We start from the raw sequence: 19,072 nt of genomic DNA, 5'->3' as shown, positions 1-19,072 counted from the left end.
ATCAAGATAGCTGACAGCCACGGAGGGGAACGACGATGAGCCTGCTCTCGCAGGTACTGACGATACTGCTCAACGGACTCCAGCAGGGTGCCATCTACGTCCTGCTCGCCGTCGGGCTCTCTATCATCCTCGGGACGCTGAAGTTCGTCAACTTCGCCCACGGGGCGCTGTACCTCCTGGGTGCGTACCTCGGGCTGTTCATCACGACGGAGATCCAGCTGACGAACGGGATGCTCCCGGAGTGGGGGATCACGACGTTCGGGATCGGGCTCGGCTTCCTCGCCGCGCTCGTCGTCGTCCCGATCGTCACGTTCTTCGTCGGGCTGGCGATGGAGCGGTTCGTCGCCCAGCCGTTCTACGACCGCCCCGACACCGACCAGATCCTGGTCACGTTCGGGCTGGCGGTCATCTTCCAGGAGGCGCTGCGGGCGCTCATCGGCGGTGACAGCCAGTCTCTCCCGCAGCCGGGGTGGGCCTCGGGTCCCATCGCGCTGCCGATCATCGGGAACTTCCCGCGCTGGCGGCTGGGCGTCATCGTCATCACGGCGGTGCTCGTGCTGTTCGTGTACGCCTTGGTCGAGTACACCGACTTCGGGCTCATCGTCCGCGCGGGGACGATGGACAGCGAGATGGTCCGGCTGCTCGGCATCCGGCTCGATCGCCCGTACCTGGTCGTGTTCGGTATCGGCGCGGCGCTGGCAGGCGTCGCCGGCGTCGTCGGCGGCCCGCTCGCGAACGTCAACCCCAACATCGGCACCGAACAGCTGGTGCCGGCGTTCCTGACCGTCGTCATCGGCGGCGTCGGGAAGATCGAGGGCGCGGTGTTGGCCGGGCTCCTGCTCGGAACGTTACAGGTAGTGCTCATCCAGACCGGGTTCGCGGCCTGGAACCGGGTCGGCATCTACGTCCTCGCGGCGCTCATCCTGCTGGTGAGGCCCCAGGGGCTGCTCGGGTCGGAGGTGAGCGTCGAATGAGCGACGAACCGGGCGACGCGGCGACGGCCGCCGAGGTGTCCGAGGAGCCAGGGTTCGGCGACCGGCTGGCGGCGCTGCAGGACAGCGAACTCGCCGTCGTCGGGATCGCCGCCGTCGGCGTGCTCGTCTTCCCGCTCGTGTTCAACAACCTGCTGAACGGCTACACTCAGCTCGCGACGCTCGTGCTGGTCTGGGGCATCTTCGCGCTCGGGTTCGACATCCTGCTCGGGTACACCGGCCTGCTGTCGTTCGGCCACGCGCTCTTCTGGGGGGGCGCGGCCTACGCGGCCGGCATCTTCAGCGCCAGCGTCAGCGGTCAGCCGGTACTTGTCATCCTCTTCGGGACGCTGGTGGCGGTCCTTATGGCCTGGATCGTCGGGTTCCTCTCGCTGCGCCGGGGCGGCATCTACTTCGCCATCCTGACGCTGACGTTCGGACAGATGGCGTTCTACCTCTCCTCGTCGCCGCTGGCGTTCCTCACCAACGGGGAGAACGGCTTCACGTCGGTCAGCATCGCCCCGCTGTTCGGCGTCCTCGACCTCCACGGGTCGCTGGGCGGACCGCTCGGGATGCTCCCGGGCAACACCCTGTACCTGTTCGTCGGCGCGGTCACCGTCCTGTCGATCGCGCTGGCGAACCGCATCCTGAAGTCGCCCTACGGCATCGTGTTCAAGGCGATCCGCGAGAACGAGTCCCGGGCGGAGTTCGTCGGCCTCGACGTCTGGCGGTACAAGCTGATGGCGTTCGTCATCTCCGCGCTGTTCGCCGGCATCTCCGGGAGCCTGTTCACCATCGAGGGCAACTACGTCCCCCTGAGCTCGCTGTACTGGACGACCTCCGGCGAGGTCGTCATCATGACCGTGCTGGGCGGCGTCGGGTCGCTGTTCGGCCCGCTGTTCGGGGCGGCGGTGTACCTCTACATCGAGTTCATCGTCAGCGGGATGGACGTCGTCGGCCCGTTCTGGCACCTCATCCTCGGGCTCGTGTTCGTCATCGTCGTCGTGCTGTTCCCCGACGGCATCTGGGGCGGTATCACGGCCATCCGCGACTACGTCGGGGGTGACCGCTGATGACGGTCCTGCAGACCGACGGGCTGACCAAGCGCTTCGGCGGGCTGACCGCCGTCGACGACGTCGACATGAGCATCGACCAGGGGGAGGGCGTGAGCCTCATCGGCCCCAACGGCGCGGGCAAGTCGACGTTCATCAACCTCGTCACCCGACAGCTGGAGCCCAGCGAGGGCGACATCCAGTTCAACGGCGAGTCGATCCTCGACCTGGACCCCCACGAGGTGGTCCAGCGGGGGATGAGTAAGTCGTTCCAGACGGCCTCGATCTTCCCCGACCTCTCCGTCGAGGAGAACGCTATCATCGCCGCGTTCGCGGCCGAGCACGGCTCGTTCCGGTTCAACTTCCTCCGGCACCGTGACGCCTACCCCGAGGTGCGGGGCCTGGCCGAGGGGGTGCTCGACTCCGTCGGGCTGTACGAGCAGCGGGAGACGACCGCCAAGAACCTCGACTACGGGAACAAGCGCCGGCTGGAGATCGGCATCGCGCTGGCGGCGGAACCGGACATGCTCCTGATGGACGAGCCGACCGCCGGGATGTCCCCGGACGAGACGGAGTCGACGGTCGCGCTCATCAAGGAACTCAAGGACGAACTGGACCTGACGTTCCTCCTGGTCGAACACGACATGGAGATCGTCTTCGACATCTCCGACCGCATCGTGGTGCTGAACCGCGGGCAGGTCATCGCCCACGGCACGCCGTCGGAGGTCCAGAACGACCCTGCCGTCCAGGACGCCTACTTGGGGGGTGCCGAGGAATGACGCTGCTCGAGGTCGACGGCATCGACGGCTACTACGGCGAGAGCCACATCGTCCAGGACGTCTCGCTGACCGTCGACGAGGGGGAGATCACGGCGCTGCTTGGCCGCAACGGTGCGGGCAAGACGTCGACGCTCCGGTGTATCTCCGGGGCGACGCCCCCGGAGGTACGGGACGGCACCATCCGGTTCGACGGGACCGACATCACGAACCAGCCGCCGGAGGACATCGCCGTCCGCGGCATCTCGCTGGTCCCGGAGGAGCGGCGGGTGTTCACCGACCTGACCGTCGCCGAGAACCTCCACCTCGCGGAGACGGTCCGGAACAAGTCGAACACCTGGGGGCGGAAGCTGCAGTTCCGCGACGAGGGGATGTCCACCGACGAGATCTACGAGTTCTTCCCGCGGCTCGACGAGCGCCGCGGGCAGAAGGCCGGGACGCTCTCGGGCGGCGAGCAGCAGATGCTGGCCATCGCCCGCGCGCTCCACCAGAGCACGGACCTCCTGATGCTCGACGAGCCCTACGAGGGACTTGCGCCACAGATCATCGAGGCCGTCGAGAACGCCATCGAGCGCATCAGCGAGGAGGGGACGACCGTCCTCCTGGTCGAACAGAACGCCGTCGCCGCGATGAACATCGCCGACCGGTGCTACGTGCTCGACCGGGGCGAGGTCGTCTTCCACGGCGACGCCGAGGAGCTCCGGGCCGACGATGAGACCCGCGACCGGTACCTGGGGGTCTGAGATGGCGGCCGAACGCTCCCCCGAGGACCTGCTCGAGACGCTCGTCGCGGAGGACGTGGTCGCCGTCGACCCGGAGACCGACCGCGTCAGCACGACCGACGAGTTCGAGGCCGACCGCGCGGTGTACCACGACACGTACGCCACGATGCCCGACGAGGAGTTCCACGAGTCCGTCGCGGACGTGTTCGGGCTCCCCTCCGCCGAGGCGGCGGCCGAGCGGGTCGCGGAGCTCGGCGTCACCCGCACGGAGTTCGCGACCTTCCTGACCCTGCGGGCGACGCTCGACGGCTACGAGACCGAGGAACTGACCGAGCTGGCCCGCCTGGCGACGGAGATCGGTCCCTCGACGCCGATCCCGGACGGCGTCGAACACCTCGACGACGAGACGTGGGCGGCGTTCGTCGACCGCGAGCGGGCCGTCGTCACGGTGTGGAAGCTGTTCTGCGAGCCCTGCGAGGCGATGAAGGAACAGCTCGACGAGGTGCTGGCGGCGTTCCCGGACGACGCGCCGGTCGGGGGCGTCGACGGCGAGGTGTGTCCGGACTTCTGCCGGGCCGCGGGCGTCAACGCCGCGCCGGGGTTCGTCCTGTTCGCGGACGGCGAGCCGGTCGAGGTAATCACCGGCCGGACCGACCCCGACGCCCTCGCCGAGCGGGTCGGCGAGGTGTACGGTTAGTCGTCGGCTTCGCGGCCGCTACACACCAGCACCGGGCGCTCGGTCCCGAGGATGACGCTCTGTGTGACGCTGCCGAACAGCACCTTGCCGGTCGGCGTGCGCTTGCGGCCCGCCACGACGATCATGTCGGCGTCTTCCTCGTCGGCGAGTTCGAGGATGGCGTCGGCCGGTCGGCCGCTGGACTCGGACAGGGACACCTCGATGCCGGCCTCCTCCAGGATCTCCCGCGCGCGGCGGACGGAGGCGACCTGCTCGACCGTCGCGCCCTCGGGGTTGTCCTGGAAGTCGTGCAGCAGCGTCACGCGGACCTGCGAGGCGTCCATCGGGATGTCCACGATCTCGGTCGCGATCTCTCTGGCACGGTCCGTACTCTCGTCGATCCCAGCGACTACGGTGTACATCACCGGGAGGTGCGCGCGCCGAACCCTTAATTCGTCCCCCTAAACAGGGCGATCAGTCCCCGAACGGACCCATCCCGCCGCCACCGCCGCCCATTCCGCCCATCCCGCCACCGCCGCCGCCCTGCTGCATCTGCTTCATCATCCGCTCCATGTCGCCGTCGCCCATCCCCTGGAACTGCTTGAGCATCTGCTCCATCTGCTTGTGCTGCTGGAGCAGCTCCCGCACCCGCTCCTCGGGCTTGCCCGAGCCGCGGGCGATGCGCTCGGTGCGGGACTGGCCGACGACGCGGGGGTTCTCCAGTTCCGCCTCGGTCATCGAGTCCATCACGACCTCGAAGTCACGCATCCGCTCCTGGGTGACGTCCATCGCGTCGTCGGGCAGCTGGTCCATCAGGCCGCCGCCCAGGCCGGGGATCATGTCCATCACCTGGTCGAGCGGCCCCATGTTGTTCATCGCCTCCATCTGCTTGCGCATGTCCTTCAGCGTGAACTGCCCCTCCATCAGGTCCTCGGGGTCCCAGTCGTCCTCGCCCTCCTGGGTCTCCTCCATCGCGCGCTCGACGCGCTCGGTGAGCTGCTTGAGGTCGCCCATCCCGAGCAGCCGGGAGATGAACCCGGAGGGCTCGAACCGCTCGATGTCCTTGACGGTCTCGCCGGTCCCGAGGAAGGCGATGGTCGAGTCCGTCTCGTCGACCGCGGCGAGTGCGCCCCCGCCCTTCGCGGTCCCGTCGAGCTTCGTGATGACGACGCCGTCGATACCGATGGCGTCCTGGAAGTCGGCGGCCTGGCTCTTGGCGGACTGGCCCATCGCGGCGTCCAGCACCAGCAGGTTCCGGTCCGGGTTCACCTCGGCCTCGATGCGCTCGATCTGTTCGATGAGCTCCTCGTTGAGGCCGTCGCGACCCGCCGTGTCGACGATGCGCACGTCCGCGTCCTCGGTCTCTGCGAGCCCCTCGCGGGCGATCTCGACCGGGTCGTCGCTGTCGGGGTCGCCGTAGAAGTCGACCTCGGCGCGCTCGGCCATCTCCCTGGCCTGGTCGTAGGCACCGGGCCGGTCCGTGTCGGTCTGGACGATCGCGGGCTGGAGCCCCTTCGTCGAGAACCACCAGGCCATCTTGGCCGCGGTGGTCGTCTTCCCCGACCCGTAGAGGCCGGCCAGCATGATGGTCTGTTCCTCCAGCGGGAGGTCCGTCGACTCCCCGACCAGATCGACCAGCTCCTCGTAGACGATCCGCAACACCCAGTCGCGGGGAGTGGTGCCGGCCGGCGGGTCCTCCTCGAGCGCGCGGGTCTCGATGTTGTCCGAGAGCTCCTGGACCAGCGAGACGTCGACGTCGGCCTGCAGCAGCGACCGCTGGATCTCCTTGACGACGTCCTCGATGTCCTCCTCGGAGATGCGGGACTTCCCCCGGAGGTCGTCGAGGGTCCCACGGAGCGAACTCCCGAGATCGTCGAGTACCATTGTTGTCAGCGGGTACGCGACCACGCGGGTAAAGGCTTGCCGTCGCGCCGAGAGCGCGGCGCAGTCGGAGCCACGCCGGGGCGGCTACGCCGGACGGCAGCGTCCCGGCCGCCACCCTCCCGCGTCGCTCACTCCTCGAACGTGTACGCCATCGTCACCTCGTCGACCCGATCGTCGTCGACGGTGTAGTGGTTCCGGCGGATGCCCTCCGTGTGCCAGCCGTGGTCGCCGAGGAACGCCATCGCCCGCTCGTTGGTGGCCGGGAGGCTGTTGTACAGCTTCCGGAAGCCGTTGGCTCGCGCCCAGTCGACGCCGCGGTCCAGCAGACTGGACCCGACCCCCTCGCCGCGGTAGTCGGGGACGACGCCGACGGTCAGCTGGGCCGTCTCGCGGAGCTTCTCGACCTGCGGGAGGTCCAGGTGACACCAGCCGATCACCTCGTCGTCGCCGACCGTCGCGAGGAAGAACACCCGCGACTCGACCGTGTTGTGGCGCGTGACGGCGTCGTCGTACAGCAGTTGCTCGGCGACGCTCTCGGCGACGACGTAGCTGCTCTCCTCGGAGACGGCCCGGATCGCGGCGACGACGGCCTCGAAGTCGTCGGGGCGTGCCGGCCGGATGGTGTAGCTGAAGCTGTCGGCGGTGTAGCCCTCGACGGAACCGACGTTCAGCGACAGCGCGAGCGTCCCGCCGTCGTCCTCGATGTACCCCTTCGCGAGCAGGTGATCGACGGCCTCGCCGAACTCGTCGGTGTCGAGGTCCGTCGCCGCCCGCACCCGGTGGCGCGCCGCAGTCCCGTGGCGTTCGACGTACTGGTAGACCGCCCTGGCCGCGCTCGACTCGAACGACGGCCGTTCGACTGCGTCCATATCTGTGGTGGGGTCGGCCGCGGCTTAATTATTGTTACTAGGTAACACGACACATACACTCACCCGGATCGTTCCGGGATCGGGTCGGAGATGACGACGGCGTCGCCCTCGACGACGCAGTTCCCGTCGGCGTCGTCGACGGCCGTCGAGAGCCGGAAGCGGTCCTCGCGCAACTGCTCGACCACCTCGCAGTGGGCGGTGACGCGCTCCCCAACGTCGACGGGGCCGCGGTAGCTGAGTTCCTGCGAGAGGTAGATCGTCAGCCCGGGCAGCCGCGCGAGCGCGGCGCTGATGACCCCAGAGACGAGCGTCCCGTGGACGATCCGACGGCCGAAGCGGGTCCCCGCGGCGAACTCGTCGTCGAGGTGGAGGCGGTTCGTGTCGCCGCTGACCTCGGCGAACCGCTCGACGTCCTGTTCCGAGAGGGTCTTGCTGAACCGGACGTGGTCGCCCACGTCGATCCCGTCGGCGACGCCGTAGCTCTCGAACTCCCAGTCCGCGTTCTCGTAGAGGGTGTCCGGGCGCGTGAACCGCCGGCGTTCGGGCCGGTCGCCCAGCTTCGGCGCGGAGCGGGCGACGTGCGGGACGTAGTTGGAGACGTCGGTGGTCGTCACCATCCCGACGAGATCGCCGTCCTCGACGACGGGGAGCTTCTTGATGCCGTGGGCGCGGAACCGCTCGACGGCCGCGTCGATCTCCTCGTCGGGGCCGACGGTCACCAGCGCGGTCGACATCACGTCCGCGACGGTGAGCTTGCGGGTGTCGCCCTCCGCGGCCGCGACGGCGACGACGTCGCTCTCGGTGATGATACCGACGGGGGCTCCGTCCTCGGTGACGACGAGGGAGCCGATGCCCTCGTCGCGCAAGCGCCGCGCCGCCGCCACGACGGGGCTGTCGCGGTCGATCGTCTGGACGGGGGACTGCATCACATCCCTGACGGGCAGTGGGACGAGCATCGTCTCACTCCTCTCGGTGTAGTCACAAGAAGCTGCGCCCGGTAGACTTGTGCCGCTGGGGGCCGAGGTGCGGACGATGGAACGACCGCTCCGGGCCGCCGGCCTCGCGCTCGTACTCGTGCTCGCCGGCTGTGCCGGGCTCTCCGCGCCCGCACAACCGACGGCGGGGGACGGCGGGGCGACGACCGCCCGGGGGCTACCGACCGCCGGCCCGCTCCCGGAGCGGGCGGCGACGGTGTCGATCACCGCCGTCGTCGACGGCGACACGGTCCGGATCACCTACGACAACGGCACCAGCGACACCGTCCGGCTGGTCGGCGTCGACACACCGGAGGTCAACGCCGAGAACGACCCGGCGGAGTTCGAGGGGGTCCCCGACACCGCGGCCGGTGCGGACTGTCTCGGCGACGCCGGCGTCGCCGCCTCGAACGTCGCCAAGGACCGCCTGCTCGGGGAGACGGTCGGCATCGCCTTCGACCCGAACACGGACCGGCGGGGCTACTACGACCGCCTGCTCGCCTACGTCCTCGTCGACGGCCAGCTGTTCAACCACCGGCTCGTGGCGACCGGGCACGCCCGCGTCTACACCGAGAGCGACTTCTCCCGGAAGGAGCGGTTCCTCCGGGCCGAGACCGACGCCCGCGCGGCCCGCCGCGGGCTCTGGCGCTGTGCCGACCCCGACTCGGTCACCCCGACGGCGACCGCGACACAGACGCCCAGCGAGTCCGGACTCGTCGTCAGCGAGGTCCACGCCGACGCCGCGGGCAACGACAACGAGAACCTGAACGGCGAGTACGTGGTCCTCGCGAACCGCGGCGAGGCGTCGCTGGACCTCTCGGGGTGGACGGTCTCCGACGCCGCCGACCACCGCTACACCTTCGAGAACGCGACGCTCGCGCCCGGCGAGCGGCTGACGCTGTACACCGGCAGCGGCACCGACACCGAGACCGAGCGCTACTGGGGCGCGAGCGGCGCGATCTGGAACAACGGCGGCGACACCGTCACCGTCCGGGACGCCGACGGCGACGTGGTCGCCGAGCGGTCGTACTGAGCGCGGGTTAGCGGCCGGTCCGAGGCTCGCGTATGGCGCTCCGGGGGGCGGCCGCTACGCCGCGGGCGAGCGCACCAGTCATCGCGGCGAACAGGACCGCGAGCGCGAGGAAGGCGAGGGCGAACCCGGCGGCCGCGAGGGCGGTGCTACCGAGGAGGTCCCCGGCCAGTGCCCCCGCCAGCGCGAGCGCCGTCAGGCCGAGGAGGCGCGTCTGGAGTGTCATCACACGCACTCGGGACCGACCGCGGATAAGCCGTGCGAGACACCTGTCTACGGGTCACTGAGTGACGCACCAGCACCGCGCTCGCCGGCAGCCGTGGCCGGCAGTATAAGCGCGTCGAGCGCCAACACGGCCTATGGACGTCGGCCGGTACGCCCCCTCCGCCCGCGCGGTCGACTGGGGGCTGTTCGCCGCCGTCGCCGTCCTCCTGGCGACGGGGGTGGCGACGATGTTCACCGGCACGCCCAGCACGGCGTGGGTCATCGACCTCCACGCCGTCGCGGGGGTCGTTCTCCTGCCGCTCGTCGCCGTGAAGCTGTGGCGGGTGCGCCGCCGGGTCGCGCCCGACCGGCTCACCGGTCGGCGGATGCTCTCGCTGGTGCTGGCCGTCGACGCGACGGCGGCGCTGGCCACGGGCGTCTGGTGGATCTTCGGCGGGACGCTCGACCTGGGGCCGTGGGGCCTCTTTCACCTCCACGTCGGCCTCGGACTGTTGGTCCCGCCGCTGTTGCTGTGGCACCTCCGCTACCGCTTTCACTCGCCGGGCAACGTGACCCGCCACGGCCGCCGGGACGCGCTGCGGTACGCCGGGCTGGTCACGGCGGGGGCGCTGCTGTGGCGCGTCCAGCGGCCGGTCAACGACGCCATCGACACGGCGGGGGCCGACCGCCGCTACACCGGCTCCCGCGAGGAGGGCTCCGGCGACGGCAACCGCTTCCCGGTCACCAGCTGGGTCGCCGACGATCCCGACCCGGTCGACGCCGGGCAGTGGCGGCTCTCGGTCACCGGGCGAGTCGGGACCGCCCGGTCGTACACGCTCGCCGACGTGCCGGGCGACGCCAGCGAGGAGGCGATCCTGGACTGCACGAGCGGGTGGTACTCCGGCCACGAGTGGCGAGGGGTCGCCGTCGGGGACCTGCTCGACGCCGCCGGGACCGCAGACGCGGCCGCGTGGGTCCAGTTCCGGTCGGTGACCGGCTACCGGTGGAGCCTCCCGCTCTCGGAGGCCCGCGACGCCGTGCTGGCGACCCACGTCGACGGCGAGCGGCTCTCTCACGGCCACGGCTTCCCGCTCAGGCTGGTCGCGCCCGGTCGCCGGGGGTTCCAGTGGGTGAAGTGGGTCGAGGAGGTCCGCGTGACCCGCCGGCGCGAACTCGGCGAGTGGCTCGCCATCTTCGTCAGCGGCGTCTGACCTACAGCAGGGCGTCGACGGTCGACCACAGCCCCGGCCCGTCGCCGTCCCCACGCTCGTAGTGGATCGGGACGAACCCGGCCGCGCGAGCGCCCTCGACATCGGCCTCGTAGTCGTCGCCGACCATCACGTACTCGTCGGCGGGCACGCGCTCGCGGACGAGGTCGAAGACGGCGGCGTCGGGCTTGTGCGCGCCGGCCTCGTAGGAGGCGACGACGGCGTCGAACAGGTCGGTCAGGCCGTGGTGGTCGAGCTTCCCCAGCTGCCAGTCGCGGGTGCCGTTCGTCACGACGGCGAGTGCGTTGTCCGCGGCCAGCGTCTCGAGGCTGTCCCGAGCGGCCCCGGGGACGGTCCCGGCCTCGTACTCGATCTCCCGGAGCGTCTCGGCCATCGCCGCCGGGTCGGCGTCTGCACCCGCCCGCTCGACGACGGCGGCGAAGGCCGTCTCGTGGGCGTCCGGGTCCATCGCCGCGAACGCCTCGGCGAAGCGCTCGTCCGCGAACGCCTCGAGCTCGGGGTCCCTCGGGAGGCCGTGCTCGGCGAAGGTGTCCAGCACCAGTTCGCTGTACGGGCGCGTGAGGTGGACGAGCGTCCCGTCGAGGTCGAGACAGAGTGCGGTGGTCGCGCCGCTCATTCCGGGCTCCGGTCGCCGTCCACGTCGACCGGGGTCCCGTCCTCGGTCGGCGGCGCGACGTAGTCGACGTAGCTCTCGGCGTCGGGCTCGCGGACCGTCACCTCGACGTGGATGTCGCCCAGTTCGGAGGGGTCGCCGACGGCGAAGTTCACCCGGCCCTCGAAGGCCGCCTGCTTCTTCAGGTCGAACGCGAAGGTGTCCCCCGACAGGCTGTCGAAGAACACCGAGCGGGCGGTGTCCAGGATCTCCGCCCGGTGGAGCTCCTCCGAGAACCCCTCCATCGTGTGGACCTCGGCGACGAGTTCGCCGGGCCGCTGCTCGGGGTCGGCCTCGGGGAAGAGGTTCCGTATGGCGTCGGCGACGCGGTCGGTGACCTCCGTGTCGGCGACCGGCGCGACGATCCGCACGTCGACGCTGTAGACGGCGCTCATCGCCGCAACGCCTCCGGGCCGTCCCGCAGGAGCGTGCGGATCTTCCGCTGGAACGCCGCCAGCGACTCCGTGTTGTCGACCGTGAGGTCGGCCATCGCCATCGCCTCGCCCATCCCGAAGCCGAGCTCGCGCTCGTCGCGGGCTTCGAGGCTCTCGCCGCCCTCGTCGCCGCCGGCGTCCCGACCGCGGATGTCGAGTCGCTCGGCCCGCAGCTGGAACGGCGCGTCGATCTCCACCAGGACGAACGACTCCCCGAAGGCGTCCCGGAACGCCGCGACCTCCACGTCCGACCGGATGCCGTCGACGACGACGGTGTCGCTGTCGTCCAGTGCCCGCTCGATGACCGGGAGCGACCGCTCGGCGATGGCCCCGGGGCCGTTCTCCTCGCGCAGCGCCGTCGCCACCTCGCCGTGGTGGGTCGCCGGGTCCAGCCCGCGGTCGCGACACTCCTGGCGGATGACGTCGCCCATCGTCACCACCGGCACTCCCGCGTCGGCGGCGACGTTGGCCGCCTCGCTCTTGCCGCTGCCCGGGAGTCCCACGATACCGATGACTGTCATTAGCGACCTCTTGCCCGCCGGCACACTAAGCCCTAGCGTTCCAGGCGGACGGTCGCTCGCCGCCCGGCGTGTGGCCCGAGAGATCGACCGCCGGGGCTACTTCCCGAGCCACTCGTCGTCCCGGACCTCGTAGCCGTTCCGTCGGCAGAACGTCGCGGCGCGCTGGCGGACCGCCCGCGACTCCGGCAGTTTCGCCTCGGCCCGGATCTGCTCGACGATCCAGTCGGCGACGACCTCGATCCCCTCGTCCTCGTCGTCGCCGGTGACGGCCGCCAGCGCCCGGAACGTCTTCTCGTAGGCCTCGCGCCGGGACGCCCCGAAGTCGGCGTCCTGGAGGCCGTCGGCGGCCTCGACGACGCGTTTCACCGCCGCCGCGACGCTCGGCCGCTGGACCCGCACCCTGACGGCGGCCGGACTGTCGAAGCGGTCTCGGGTCGTGTCCGGCAGCAGCTCTTCGACGGCGTGGCTCCCCGTCCCGGTGTCCAGCCGATACTCCCCCACGGCCGCGACGACCTCGGCCGCGGTCGCCGGGAACGACACGTCGTCGAGTTCGGTCTCGAACGCCGCCAGATCGGCCACCTCTACCGGCGGCTCCGGTTCGTCGCCGCGCTCGATCGCCTCGGCGATCTCGCGCTCGCGCTGTCGCCGCTCCTCGGCCTTGGCCTGTCGCTCCCGGCCTCGCTTGTCGTCTGCCATACTATTGGGTCGTTGTCAGGATAGATAACCCTGTGGTCGGTTTGCCGGGGTACGCCCGGCTTACCGGTCCCTGACGACGACGAACTCCGCGAGGTCCCGGAGGTACTCCATCGACTGGGAGTCGGGGGCGTCCACCGTCGCCAGCGCCTCGAGTGCGGCGTCGGACTCGGCGCGGGCGCGCTCGTTGGCCTCCGCCGCGGTCATCTCGGTGACCTCGACAAGCGAGGGCCGCTCCATCTCGGCGTCGTGGCCCGTCGGCTTGCCCAGCGTCTCGGCGTCGGCGGTCGTGTCGAGCACGTCGTCGCGCATCTGGAAGGCGACGCCGACCCGCTCGGCGTACTCGCCCATCGCCTCGACGGCGTAGGCGTCGGCGTCGGCCGCGATCGCGCCCAGTTCCGCGGCCGCACGGAACAGCGCCCCGGTCTTCCGGCGGGCCAGCTGCATGTACTCTCCCTCGTCGGTGGGTTGGGCGACCAGTTCGGTCGCCTCGCCCTCGCCGAGCTCGACCATCGCCTCCGAGACGGTCTGCATCGCCCGCTCGTCGGCCGAGAACAGGGCGAAGGCCTCCCCCAGCAGGCCGTCGGAGGCGATGATCGCCGGCCCGTGGCCGTACTCCGCCCACGCCGAGGGGTTCCCCCGGCGGAGCTCCGACTCGTCGATGATGTCGTCGATGACCAGCGACGCGTTGTGGACGAGCTCGATGCCCACGGCGAAGTCGACGGCGTCGGCCGGCTCCCCGCCCAGCGCCTCGCAGACCAGCACCGTCACCGTCGGCCGGACCCGCTTCCCGCCCGAGAGCGCGACGTGGCGGACCTCCTCGGCCAGCTCCGACGGTTCGACGCCGTCGAGCACCGCCTCCAGCCGCTCCTCGACGCGGTCGCGACGCCGCTTGAGGTACTCCATCGGTCCACGCTCGGGACCGCACGGAAAAGTACCTTGTCACACGGCGCGCTGGCGTGCGCGAGTGCGGTCGGTGAGCGGACCAGCCGTCACCGACGAGCGGTGGACGCGACGACGGTCCGGGATCGCACGCGGTCTCGACGGTCGCGACAGACAGCGACCCGTCCGGGTAGCCGTACCGAGGGTAGGCAGAAGAGAGCGAAGACGACGGCCCGGCGCTACCGGAACTCCTCGATGAGCGCCGGGACGACCTCGAACAGGTCGTCGTGGATGCCGTAGTCGGCGATGTCGAAGATGGGGGCGTTCGGGTCGGTGTTGATGGCGACGATGGTGTCTGCCCCCTTCATCCCGGCGACGTGCTGGACCGCGCCGGAGATGCCGATGGCGATGTAGACGTCCGGGGTGACGACCTTCCCGCTCTGCCCGACCTGCCGGTCCTTCTCCAGCCAGCCGTTGTCGATGATCGGGCGGGAGGCCGACACCGTGGCGTCCAGCGCGTCCGCGAGGTCGAAGATGAGGTCGAGGTTCTCCTCCTCTTCGATGCCCCGGCCGACGGAGACGAGCACGTCGGCGTCGGTGATGTCGACCTCGCCGCCGCCGACCTCCTCGAAGCCGGTGACCGTCGAGCGGACCGCCGACTCGTCGATCTCGGCGTCGAAGGGCTCGACGGTCGCGTCCCCGGTCCCCTCGGCGGCGGGCCACTCGGCGGGCCGGACCGTGACGACCGCCCGCTCCGCGTGGACGTCGATGGTCGTCTCGACCTTCGAGCCGTACAGCTCGCGGGTGACGGTCGGCTCCTCGCCCATCGAGAGGCCGACGGCGTCGGTCACGAGCGGCCGGTCGAGCCGGCTCGCCACGGCCGGCGCGTAGTCTAGCCCGTTGACGCTGTTGGGCAGGAGCAGCAGGTCGGGGTCGACGGCCTCGGCCAGCTGCGTGACGACCTGCGTGTACACGTCGTGGTTGAACTCCGCGCCGTCGTCGACGGTGTGGATCCGGTCGACGCCATCGCGGTTCAGGTCGTCGGCGAAGGCCTTGACGTCGCCGCCGACGACCGCCGCGTGCAACTCGCCCCCGGTCGCGTCGGCCACCTGCCGGCCGGCGGTCAGCAGTTCCCGACTCACGTCCCGGAGCTCGCCCCGCCGGTGCTCGGCGACGGTCAAGACCGTCATTGACCCACCCCCCTGTCACGGAGAACGCCGGCAAGCTCGGCCGCCGTCTCCTCGGCGCTGCCCTCGAAGACGGTGGCGTCGCCCTCGCTCTCGGGCTCGTACAGCGAGGTCTGTTCCAGCGGGCTGTCGACGTCCCCGGCGTCCAGACCGAGGTCCGCCAGCGTGTACTCGGTCAGTTCCTTGCTCTGGGCCTGCCGGATGCCCCGCAGGCTGGCGTAGCGCGGCTCGTTGATCCCCGTCTGGATTGTCAGGACCGCCGGCAGCTCCACGTCGGTCAGCTCCTCGACGCCGCCCTCCAGTTCACGGTGGACGTGTGCGACGCCGGCGTCCCGGTCGAGGTCGAGGTCGTTGACGACCGCGGCCCACTCGAACCCGAGCTTCTCGGCCAGCGTCACCCCCGTCGCGCCGAACCCGTCGTCGGCCGACTGCACGCCCGTCAGGACGAGGTCGGGGTCCTCCTCCGCCGCGACGGCCGCCAGGACCCGGGCCTTCGTCTCGGGGTCCAGCAGCCCCGCGTCGGCGAGCGCGTCGTCCCACACGCGGACCGCCCGGTCGACCCCCTTCGCCAGCGCCTGCCGGATCGTCTCCTCGGTGTCGGCGTCGCCGATCGTCACGCCGACGACCTCCACGTCGTCGCCGGCCTCCCGTATCTGGACGGCCGCCTCGACGGCGTACTCGTCCCACTCGTTGAGGTCGGCGGTGACGTAGCGGTCGTCGATGGTCAGCCCGTCGATCTCGAACTCGTCGTCGACGGCGGCCACCTCCTTCACCGTGACAAGGACTTTCATACCTCGGTGTCGGTCCGGCCGGCGAATAAACGTTTCCGAACCGAAAACAACACCATCGGTGTTGTGGCAGGGGAGCTACTCGTCGATGTCGGCCACGTCCTCGTCGGGGAACGAGATGAGGTTCTCGCGGCCGATGCGGAGCTTGTCGATCCGGTCGGCCTCGTCCATCGATGAGAGCAGCTGCGACACCTTGGCGTTGGACCAGCCGGTCTCCTTGACGATGCGGGCCTGCTTCATCCGCCCGCCGTTCTCCTCGAGGAGGCGCTCGACCCGCTCCTCGTCGCTCAGCAGCTCCACGTCCACCGCCTCGGTGTCGCCGTTCGCGCCCTCGGCGGCGGGCGTCGGCTCGTCGTCGTCGGGACCGTCGCCGTCGTCGCCGTCCCCGTCGTCGGTCGCGGCCGGCGACGGCAGGTCCGCGTCGCTGTGTCGCTGGAGGTACCAGACGACCCCCCCGAGGCCGACGAGGACCAGCGCCCCGCCGAGCCACGGCGGGAGCGAACCGAGCAGTCCCTCCCCGTCGGGCGTCTCCGTCGCCGGCGAGGTCGTGCGCTCCTGGTCGCCGGTGTAGACGATCTCCAGGAACGTGGGGTCGAACTCCCGCGGACCCTCGAACCGCAACTCACCGTCGACGACGGCCGTCTGTGGCGGCGAGTTCTGGACGCCGTAGCCGGCCGGTGCCGAGATCACCAGGCGCTGGTCGGCGGTGAGGCCGTCGAACCACGTGCCGTCGCTCGTGTTGAACGCGTCGTCGACGACCAGTCGGTCCCCCTCGACCGTCGCGAAGTTCGTCCAGGTGAACGTCAGGACGAGCTGGCCGCGCCGCTCCCCGACGACGTAGTCACGTTCGACGCCCGTGATGTTCATCTCGCGCCCGGTGGCCTCCACCGCGGCCCGGTTTGCCTGCCGGAAGGCCCGCTCCCACCCGGCGTCGGTCTCGCCGTCCTCGAACCGCTGACCGAGTTGCTCGAAGGCGTCCGTGTCGTTGGCGTCCTCGAGCGCGTACGTGTCGGTGATGGTCCACCGTGCGTCCCCGTTGGGCTCCAGCTGGAGGTAGAAGGTGGTGTTCTCGGTGACGGGTGTCGGGGTCTCCTGTTGGGCGACGCCCACGTCGGACGCGCTGGTGGTGACCGCGCCGCCGGCGGCGGGCACCAGCAACGCCGCGACCAGGAGTGCGAAGAGGGCGGTGGAGAGCCGCGGGGACATAACCACGCGGTTGTCGTCCTGCCGACGGGAAAACCCTTTCTATCCGACGGTGAAACGTCAGATTACGTTTTGAAACGTCTAAGCACCTCTCGCTCGTCCGTTCGTTTCACGACAATAGGGGGATTTTTGTACCGCGGTGGTCTACCGAGTAACGATGCGCCCCCGCTTTGCCCTCCTCGTCGCACTCCTGTTGGTCGGTGCGACGGCCACGCCCGCCGCTGGCTGGGCGACCACGACGACAGCGTCCGGGCCGGCACCCAGGATCGCGGAGATCTCGAACACGACCAACCACCTCGCGATCCCCGGTGACCAGGTCCGGGCGGCCGAGTACAACGACAGCGGGATCGACGTCGGTGCCGCCGTCGCCGTCGGCTCCCGCGATCTCCACCAGCAACACGAGGCCGCCGCGTTCACGACCGAGTTCCGCCGGCTGGAGTCCGAGGCTCAGCGCCGACAGCTCCTCCGCTCGACGCTGTCCGCCATCGAGACCAGGGAGGCCGAGCTGGACCGCAGCCAGCAGCGGGCGCTCGAACGCTACGCCGCCGGCGAGACGACGGCCTCGGACCTCCTCCGGACCCGGGCGCTGGTCGACACCGAGGCCCGGGCGCTGTCCGGCTACCTCTCCGCGATCGAGCGGACCGTCCGGATCGCGCCCGACTACAGTATGACCGACGGGATGGGGACCCGACTCGACAACGTGCAGGGGAACGTCAGGGTCCTGTACGGGCCGGTCGGCGACCGACTCGCGTCGACGCTCGGGGGTGCCGACGAGCCCGACGTCGCGTACGTCGAGGCCTCCGAGACCGGCTACACGGTGGCCGTCATCGACGACGGCCAGTACGTCCGGGAGACGCGCCTCGGCGACGAGCGCGCGCCCAGTCTGCCCGACGAGTTCGCCGCGGCCGCCGAGGGCGACCCCGGCACCAGTCGGCTCGACGTCGCCGACGAGCGTGCCTCGACGCTGTACGACTGGCTCTACGACCGCCAGCGACCGAGCTTCTTCACCTACGGGACCTCGGGGATCTACCGGCTGTCGGCCGACTATCCCGGTGGCCGTCTCACGGCGTACCTCGACGGCGGGACGACGAACGTCTTCTACGAACTCCAGCACCACGACCTCGCGACGGTCAGGACCACCACCGGCGATCCGGTCGTCAACGACGGCCTCCGGGTCGTCGTCCAACGGTCCTACCAGACCGGTCCGATGCGGGTGACGGTGTCTGACAACGGCACCGGACAGGCCGTCGACGCCCGCGTCGCCGTCGACGGCCGCCAGGTGGGCCGGACCGGCTCCGACGGCGCGCTCTGGATCGTCGAACCCCGCGGGCCGGCGACGGTCAACGTCACCAGCGGCGGGGCCGACGTCTCGGTCCCCATCGACGCATAAACCTCCGAGGCAGACCCCTCCGCTGGCTCCGCTCGGTCCCGTCTCACTCGGGAACGTCGGCGACGGTCGTGATCGCCCGCGGACTCCCCGGCCGCGACTGCCGGACCACCTTTTTCGTCGTCGGGTCGCCCGCGGCGACCACTCCTCGAAAAACGTGGGCGAAAAAGCCGCTCCTCACTGCGTTCGGAGCCGCCTCACTCGGGAACGTCGGCGACGGTCGTGATCGCCCGCGGACTCCCCGGCCGCGACTGCTGGATGTGGTGTTCGAACTCCGTGAACCCGGCCTCGCGGAACATCCGGTCGGCCTCCGCCTCGTCGTAGAACAGCATGATGGCGTCGGCGAGCTTCTGGAACACGCTGGAGTTCGGGTAGTCCGGGCCGACGATGAGGACCCGACCGCCGGGCTTGGCGATGCGGCGGCACTCCTCGAGGGCGTCGACGGGGTTGGGCCAGTACTCGATGGAGCCCGACGACCACACCACGTCGAAGGTGTCGTCCTTGAAGGGGAGCCGCTCGGCGTCGCCGAGGTGGAACCGGACGTCGCCGTGTTTCCCGAACTTCTGGTAGGCCTTCGAGAGCTGGTGTTGGCTCTGGTCGAGGCCGTAGACGGTGTCGACGTGTTCCAGCAGTCCCTCGGTGGCGAAGCCGGTGCCACAGCCGATGTCGACCACCGCGTCGTCGGGGTCGAGGTCCAGCATCCCGATGGCCTCGTCGCGCATCCGCTCGTCCCAGATGAACGGGTTGACCTGGTCGTACACCTTCGAGAGGTACTTGTAGAACGTCCGGGCGCGGGACTTGTTCTCGAGGACTCCCATTACCCGTTCGTTGGGCGTTCGCGGTGATAATTCCCCGGATTCCCGACAACGCCGGGCCCCGCTCGTGTGCGCGCGAGTTTCGCAACTACCAAATAGGCCGTGAGGCAAGGGAGACACGAT

The 19,072-nt window shown here is 70.3% G+C and carries 22 protein-coding genes; 8 read left to right on the top strand and 14 right to left on the bottom strand.

Annotated elements, in window-relative coordinates; genetic code table 11:
• Positions 1-35 precede the first annotated feature (35 nt).
• From P0592_RS04550 to P0592_RS04530, 5 genes are read left to right on the top strand one after another with little or no spacing between them, the layout of a single operon-like run.
• Complete coding sequence (locus tag P0592_RS04550; RefSeq protein ID WP_276273087.1) at positions 36-974, top strand: branched-chain amino acid ABC transporter permease; 939 nt, start codon at positions 36-38, stop codon at positions 972-974.
• Entirely contained in the window at positions 971-2,044 is a 1,074-nt protein-coding gene (locus P0592_RS04545; RefSeq protein WP_276273086.1) for a branched-chain amino acid ABC transporter permease, read from the top strand. The genes P0592_RS04550 and P0592_RS04545 overlap by 4 nt, the downstream gene beginning before the upstream one ends.
• Entirely contained in the window at positions 2,044-2,802 is a 759-nt protein-coding gene (locus P0592_RS04540) for an ABC transporter ATP-binding protein (RefSeq protein WP_276273085.1), read from the top strand. Before P0592_RS04545 ends, P0592_RS04540 begins: the two co-directional genes overlap by 1 nt.
• Positions 2,799-3,542, top strand: coding sequence for an ABC transporter ATP-binding protein (locus tag P0592_RS04535; protein WP_276273084.1), 744 nt, complete (start codon positions 2,799-2,801; stop codon positions 3,540-3,542). The genes P0592_RS04540 and P0592_RS04535 overlap by 4 nt, the downstream gene beginning before the upstream one ends.
• A gap of 1 nt (position 3,543) precedes the next feature.
• Positions 3,544-4,218 carry a thioredoxin family protein gene (locus P0592_RS04530; RefSeq protein WP_276273083.1) on the top strand — a complete coding sequence of 225 codons (675 nt, stop codon included), beginning with the start codon at positions 3,544-3,546 and terminating at the stop codon, positions 4,216-4,218.
• On the opposite strand, the gene P0592_RS04525 is transcribed toward P0592_RS04530, so the two are convergent.
• From P0592_RS04525 to P0592_RS04510, 4 genes are all read right to left on the bottom strand, one after another.
• Positions 4,215-4,619, bottom strand: coding sequence for a universal stress protein (locus P0592_RS04525; protein ID WP_276273082.1), 405 nt, complete (start codon positions 4,617-4,619; stop codon positions 4,215-4,217). The two genes, P0592_RS04530 and P0592_RS04525, sit on opposite strands and share 4 nt — an antisense overlap.
• 52 nt (positions 4,620-4,671) lie before the next feature.
• Positions 4,672-6,081, bottom strand: coding sequence for a signal recognition particle protein Srp54 (locus P0592_RS04520; RefSeq protein WP_276273081.1), 1,410 nt, complete (start codon positions 6,079-6,081; stop codon positions 4,672-4,674).
• A gap of 128 nt (positions 6,082-6,209) precedes the next feature.
• On the bottom strand, positions 6,210-6,950 hold the full coding sequence (locus P0592_RS04515) for a GNAT family N-acetyltransferase (protein WP_276273080.1): 741 nt from the start codon (positions 6,948-6,950) through the stop codon (positions 6,210-6,212).
• 59 nt (positions 6,951-7,009) lie between these two features.
• A complete protein-coding gene (locus tag P0592_RS04510) occupies positions 7,010-7,906 on the bottom strand; it encodes a CBS domain-containing protein (RefSeq protein ID WP_276273079.1) in 897 nt (298 codons plus the stop codon).
• A 76-nt stretch (positions 7,907-7,982) separates the two neighbouring features.
• Between P0592_RS04510 and P0592_RS04505 the strand changes: the two genes are divergently transcribed.
• The gene (locus tag P0592_RS04505; protein WP_276273078.1) at positions 7,983-8,957 is read left to right on the top strand and encodes a lamin tail domain-containing protein; all 975 of its coding nucleotides are present in this window, start codon (positions 7,983-7,985) and stop codon (positions 8,955-8,957) included.
• A 7-nt stretch (positions 8,958-8,964) separates the two neighbouring features.
• Here the strand turns inward: P0592_RS04505 and P0592_RS04500 are convergent, their stop codons facing one another.
• Positions 8,965-9,180, bottom strand: coding sequence for a hypothetical protein (locus tag P0592_RS04500; RefSeq protein WP_276273077.1), 216 nt, complete (start codon positions 9,178-9,180; stop codon positions 8,965-8,967).
• Positions 9,181-9,313: 133 nt separating this feature from the next.
• Between P0592_RS04500 and P0592_RS04495 the strand changes: the two genes are divergently transcribed.
• Complete coding sequence (locus P0592_RS04495) at positions 9,314-10,369, top strand: molybdopterin-dependent oxidoreductase (RefSeq protein ID WP_276273076.1); 1,056 nt, start codon at positions 9,314-9,316, stop codon at positions 10,367-10,369.
• A gap of 1 nt (position 10,370) precedes the next feature.
• Here the strand turns inward: P0592_RS04495 and P0592_RS04490 are convergent, their stop codons facing one another.
• The 8 genes from P0592_RS04490 to P0592_RS04455 all read right to left on the bottom strand — a co-directional run bounded on the left by P0592_RS04490 (position 10,371) and on the right by P0592_RS04455 (position 16,750).
• Complete coding sequence (locus P0592_RS04490) at positions 10,371-11,003, bottom strand: HAD family hydrolase (RefSeq protein WP_276273075.1); 633 nt, start codon at positions 11,001-11,003, stop codon at positions 10,371-10,373.
• Positions 11,000-11,434, bottom strand: a complete 435-nt coding sequence (locus tag P0592_RS04485; RefSeq protein ID WP_276273074.1) for an RNA-binding domain-containing protein — start codon at positions 11,432-11,434, stop codon at positions 11,000-11,002. Before P0592_RS04485 ends, P0592_RS04490 begins: the two co-directional genes overlap by 4 nt.
• Positions 11,431-11,994, bottom strand: a complete 564-nt coding sequence (locus P0592_RS04480) for an AAA family ATPase (RefSeq protein ID WP_276273073.1) — start codon at positions 11,992-11,994, stop codon at positions 11,431-11,433. Before P0592_RS04480 ends, P0592_RS04485 begins: the two co-directional genes overlap by 4 nt.
• Positions 11,995-12,090: 96 nt before the next feature.
• Complete coding sequence (locus P0592_RS04475; RefSeq protein WP_276273072.1) at positions 12,091-12,690, bottom strand: DUF5789 family protein; 600 nt, start codon at positions 12,688-12,690, stop codon at positions 12,091-12,093.
• Between the two features lie 60 nt (positions 12,691-12,750).
• Positions 12,751-13,593, bottom strand: a complete 843-nt coding sequence (locus P0592_RS04470) for a polyprenyl synthetase family protein (RefSeq protein WP_276273071.1) — start codon at positions 13,591-13,593, stop codon at positions 12,751-12,753.
• Positions 13,594-13,808: 215 nt separating this feature from the next.
• On the bottom strand, positions 13,809-14,759 hold the full coding sequence (locus P0592_RS04465; protein WP_276273070.1) for an electron transfer flavoprotein subunit alpha/FixB family protein: 951 nt from the start codon (positions 14,757-14,759) through the stop codon (positions 13,809-13,811).
• On the bottom strand, positions 14,756-15,547 hold the full coding sequence (locus P0592_RS04460) for an electron transfer flavoprotein subunit beta/FixA family protein (RefSeq protein WP_276273069.1): 792 nt from the start codon (positions 15,545-15,547) through the stop codon (positions 14,756-14,758). Before P0592_RS04460 ends, P0592_RS04465 begins: the two co-directional genes overlap by 4 nt.
• A gap of 75 nt (positions 15,548-15,622) precedes the next feature.
• Positions 15,623-16,750, bottom strand: coding sequence for a helix-turn-helix transcriptional regulator (locus P0592_RS04455; protein ID WP_276273068.1), 1,128 nt, complete (start codon positions 16,748-16,750; stop codon positions 15,623-15,625).
• A 154-nt stretch (positions 16,751-16,904) separates the two neighbouring features.
• Here P0592_RS04455 and P0592_RS04450 point away from each other — a divergent pair, with 154 nt between their 5' ends.
• Positions 16,905-18,137, top strand: coding sequence for a DUF7096 domain-containing protein (locus P0592_RS04450; RefSeq protein WP_276273067.1), 1,233 nt, complete (start codon positions 16,905-16,907; stop codon positions 18,135-18,137).
• Positions 18,138-18,331: 194 nt separating this feature from the next.
• On the opposite strand, the gene P0592_RS04445 is transcribed toward P0592_RS04450, so the two are convergent.
• Entirely contained in the window at positions 18,332-18,952 is a 621-nt protein-coding gene (locus P0592_RS04445) for a methyltransferase domain-containing protein (protein ID WP_276273066.1), read from the bottom strand.
• Positions 18,953-19,072 lie beyond the last annotated feature (120 nt).

It is taken from the genome of Haloarcula litorea (assembly GCF_029338195.1).
Classification (GTDB): domain Archaea; phylum Halobacteriota; class Halobacteria; order Halobacteriales; family Haloarculaceae; genus Haloarcula; species Haloarcula litorea.
The sequence above is the reverse complement of the archived record's forward strand: the minus strand, read 5'-3'. Positions and strand labels throughout refer to the sequence as shown.

Coding starts and splice junctions, on each gene's coding strand:
- P0592_RS04550 (WP_276273087.1), top strand. CDS start 36: ATGAGCCTGCTCTCGCAGGTACTGACGATACTGCTCAACGGACTCCAG.
- P0592_RS04545 (WP_276273086.1), top strand. CDS start 971: ATGAGCGACGAACCGGGCGACGCGGCGACGGCCGCCGAGGTGTCCGAG.
- P0592_RS04540 (WP_276273085.1), top strand. CDS start 2,044: ATGACGGTCCTGCAGACCGACGGGCTGACCAAGCGCTTCGGCGGGCTG.
- P0592_RS04535 (WP_276273084.1), top strand. CDS start 2,799: ATGACGCTGCTCGAGGTCGACGGCATCGACGGCTACTACGGCGAGAGC.
- P0592_RS04530 (WP_276273083.1), top strand. CDS start 3,544: ATGGCGGCCGAACGCTCCCCCGAGGACCTGCTCGAGACGCTCGTCGCG.
- P0592_RS04525 (WP_276273082.1), bottom strand. CDS start 4,619: ATGTACACCGTAGTCGCTGGGATCGACGAGAGTACGGACCGTGCCAGA.
- P0592_RS04520 (WP_276273081.1), bottom strand. CDS start 6,081: ATGGTACTCGACGATCTCGGGAGTTCGCTCCGTGGGACCCTCGACGAC.
- P0592_RS04515 (WP_276273080.1), bottom strand. CDS start 6,950: ATGGACGCAGTCGAACGGCCGTCGTTCGAGTCGAGCGCGGCCAGGGCG.
- P0592_RS04510 (WP_276273079.1), bottom strand. CDS start 7,906: ATGCTCGTCCCACTGCCCGTCAGGGATGTGATGCAGTCCCCCGTCCAG.
- P0592_RS04505 (WP_276273078.1), top strand. CDS start 7,983: ATGGAACGACCGCTCCGGGCCGCCGGCCTCGCGCTCGTACTCGTGCTC.
- P0592_RS04500 (WP_276273077.1), bottom strand. CDS start 9,180: ATGACACTCCAGACGCGCCTCCTCGGCCTGACGGCGCTCGCGCTGGCG.
- P0592_RS04495 (WP_276273076.1), top strand. CDS start 9,314: ATGGACGTCGGCCGGTACGCCCCCTCCGCCCGCGCGGTCGACTGGGGG.
- P0592_RS04490 (WP_276273075.1), bottom strand. CDS start 11,003: ATGAGCGGCGCGACCACCGCACTCTGTCTCGACCTCGACGGGACGCTC.
- P0592_RS04485 (WP_276273074.1), bottom strand. CDS start 11,434: ATGAGCGCCGTCTACAGCGTCGACGTGCGGATCGTCGCGCCGGTCGCC.
- P0592_RS04480 (WP_276273073.1), bottom strand. CDS start 11,994: ATGACAGTCATCGGTATCGTGGGACTCCCGGGCAGCGGCAAGAGCGAG.
- P0592_RS04475 (WP_276273072.1), bottom strand. CDS start 12,690: ATGGCAGACGACAAGCGAGGCCGGGAGCGACAGGCCAAGGCCGAGGAG.
- P0592_RS04470 (WP_276273071.1), bottom strand. CDS start 13,593: ATGGAGTACCTCAAGCGGCGTCGCGACCGCGTCGAGGAGCGGCTGGAG.
- P0592_RS04465 (WP_276273070.1), bottom strand. CDS start 14,759: ATGACGGTCTTGACCGTCGCCGAGCACCGGCGGGGCGAGCTCCGGGAC.
- P0592_RS04460 (WP_276273069.1), bottom strand. CDS start 15,547: ATGAAAGTCCTTGTCACGGTGAAGGAGGTGGCCGCCGTCGACGACGAG.
- P0592_RS04455 (WP_276273068.1), bottom strand. CDS start 16,750: ATGTCCCCGCGGCTCTCCACCGCCCTCTTCGCACTCCTGGTCGCGGCG.
- P0592_RS04450 (WP_276273067.1), top strand. CDS start 16,905: ATGCGCCCCCGCTTTGCCCTCCTCGTCGCACTCCTGTTGGTCGGTGCG.
- P0592_RS04445 (WP_276273066.1), bottom strand. CDS start 18,952: ATGGGAGTCCTCGAGAACAAGTCCCGCGCCCGGACGTTCTACAAGTAC.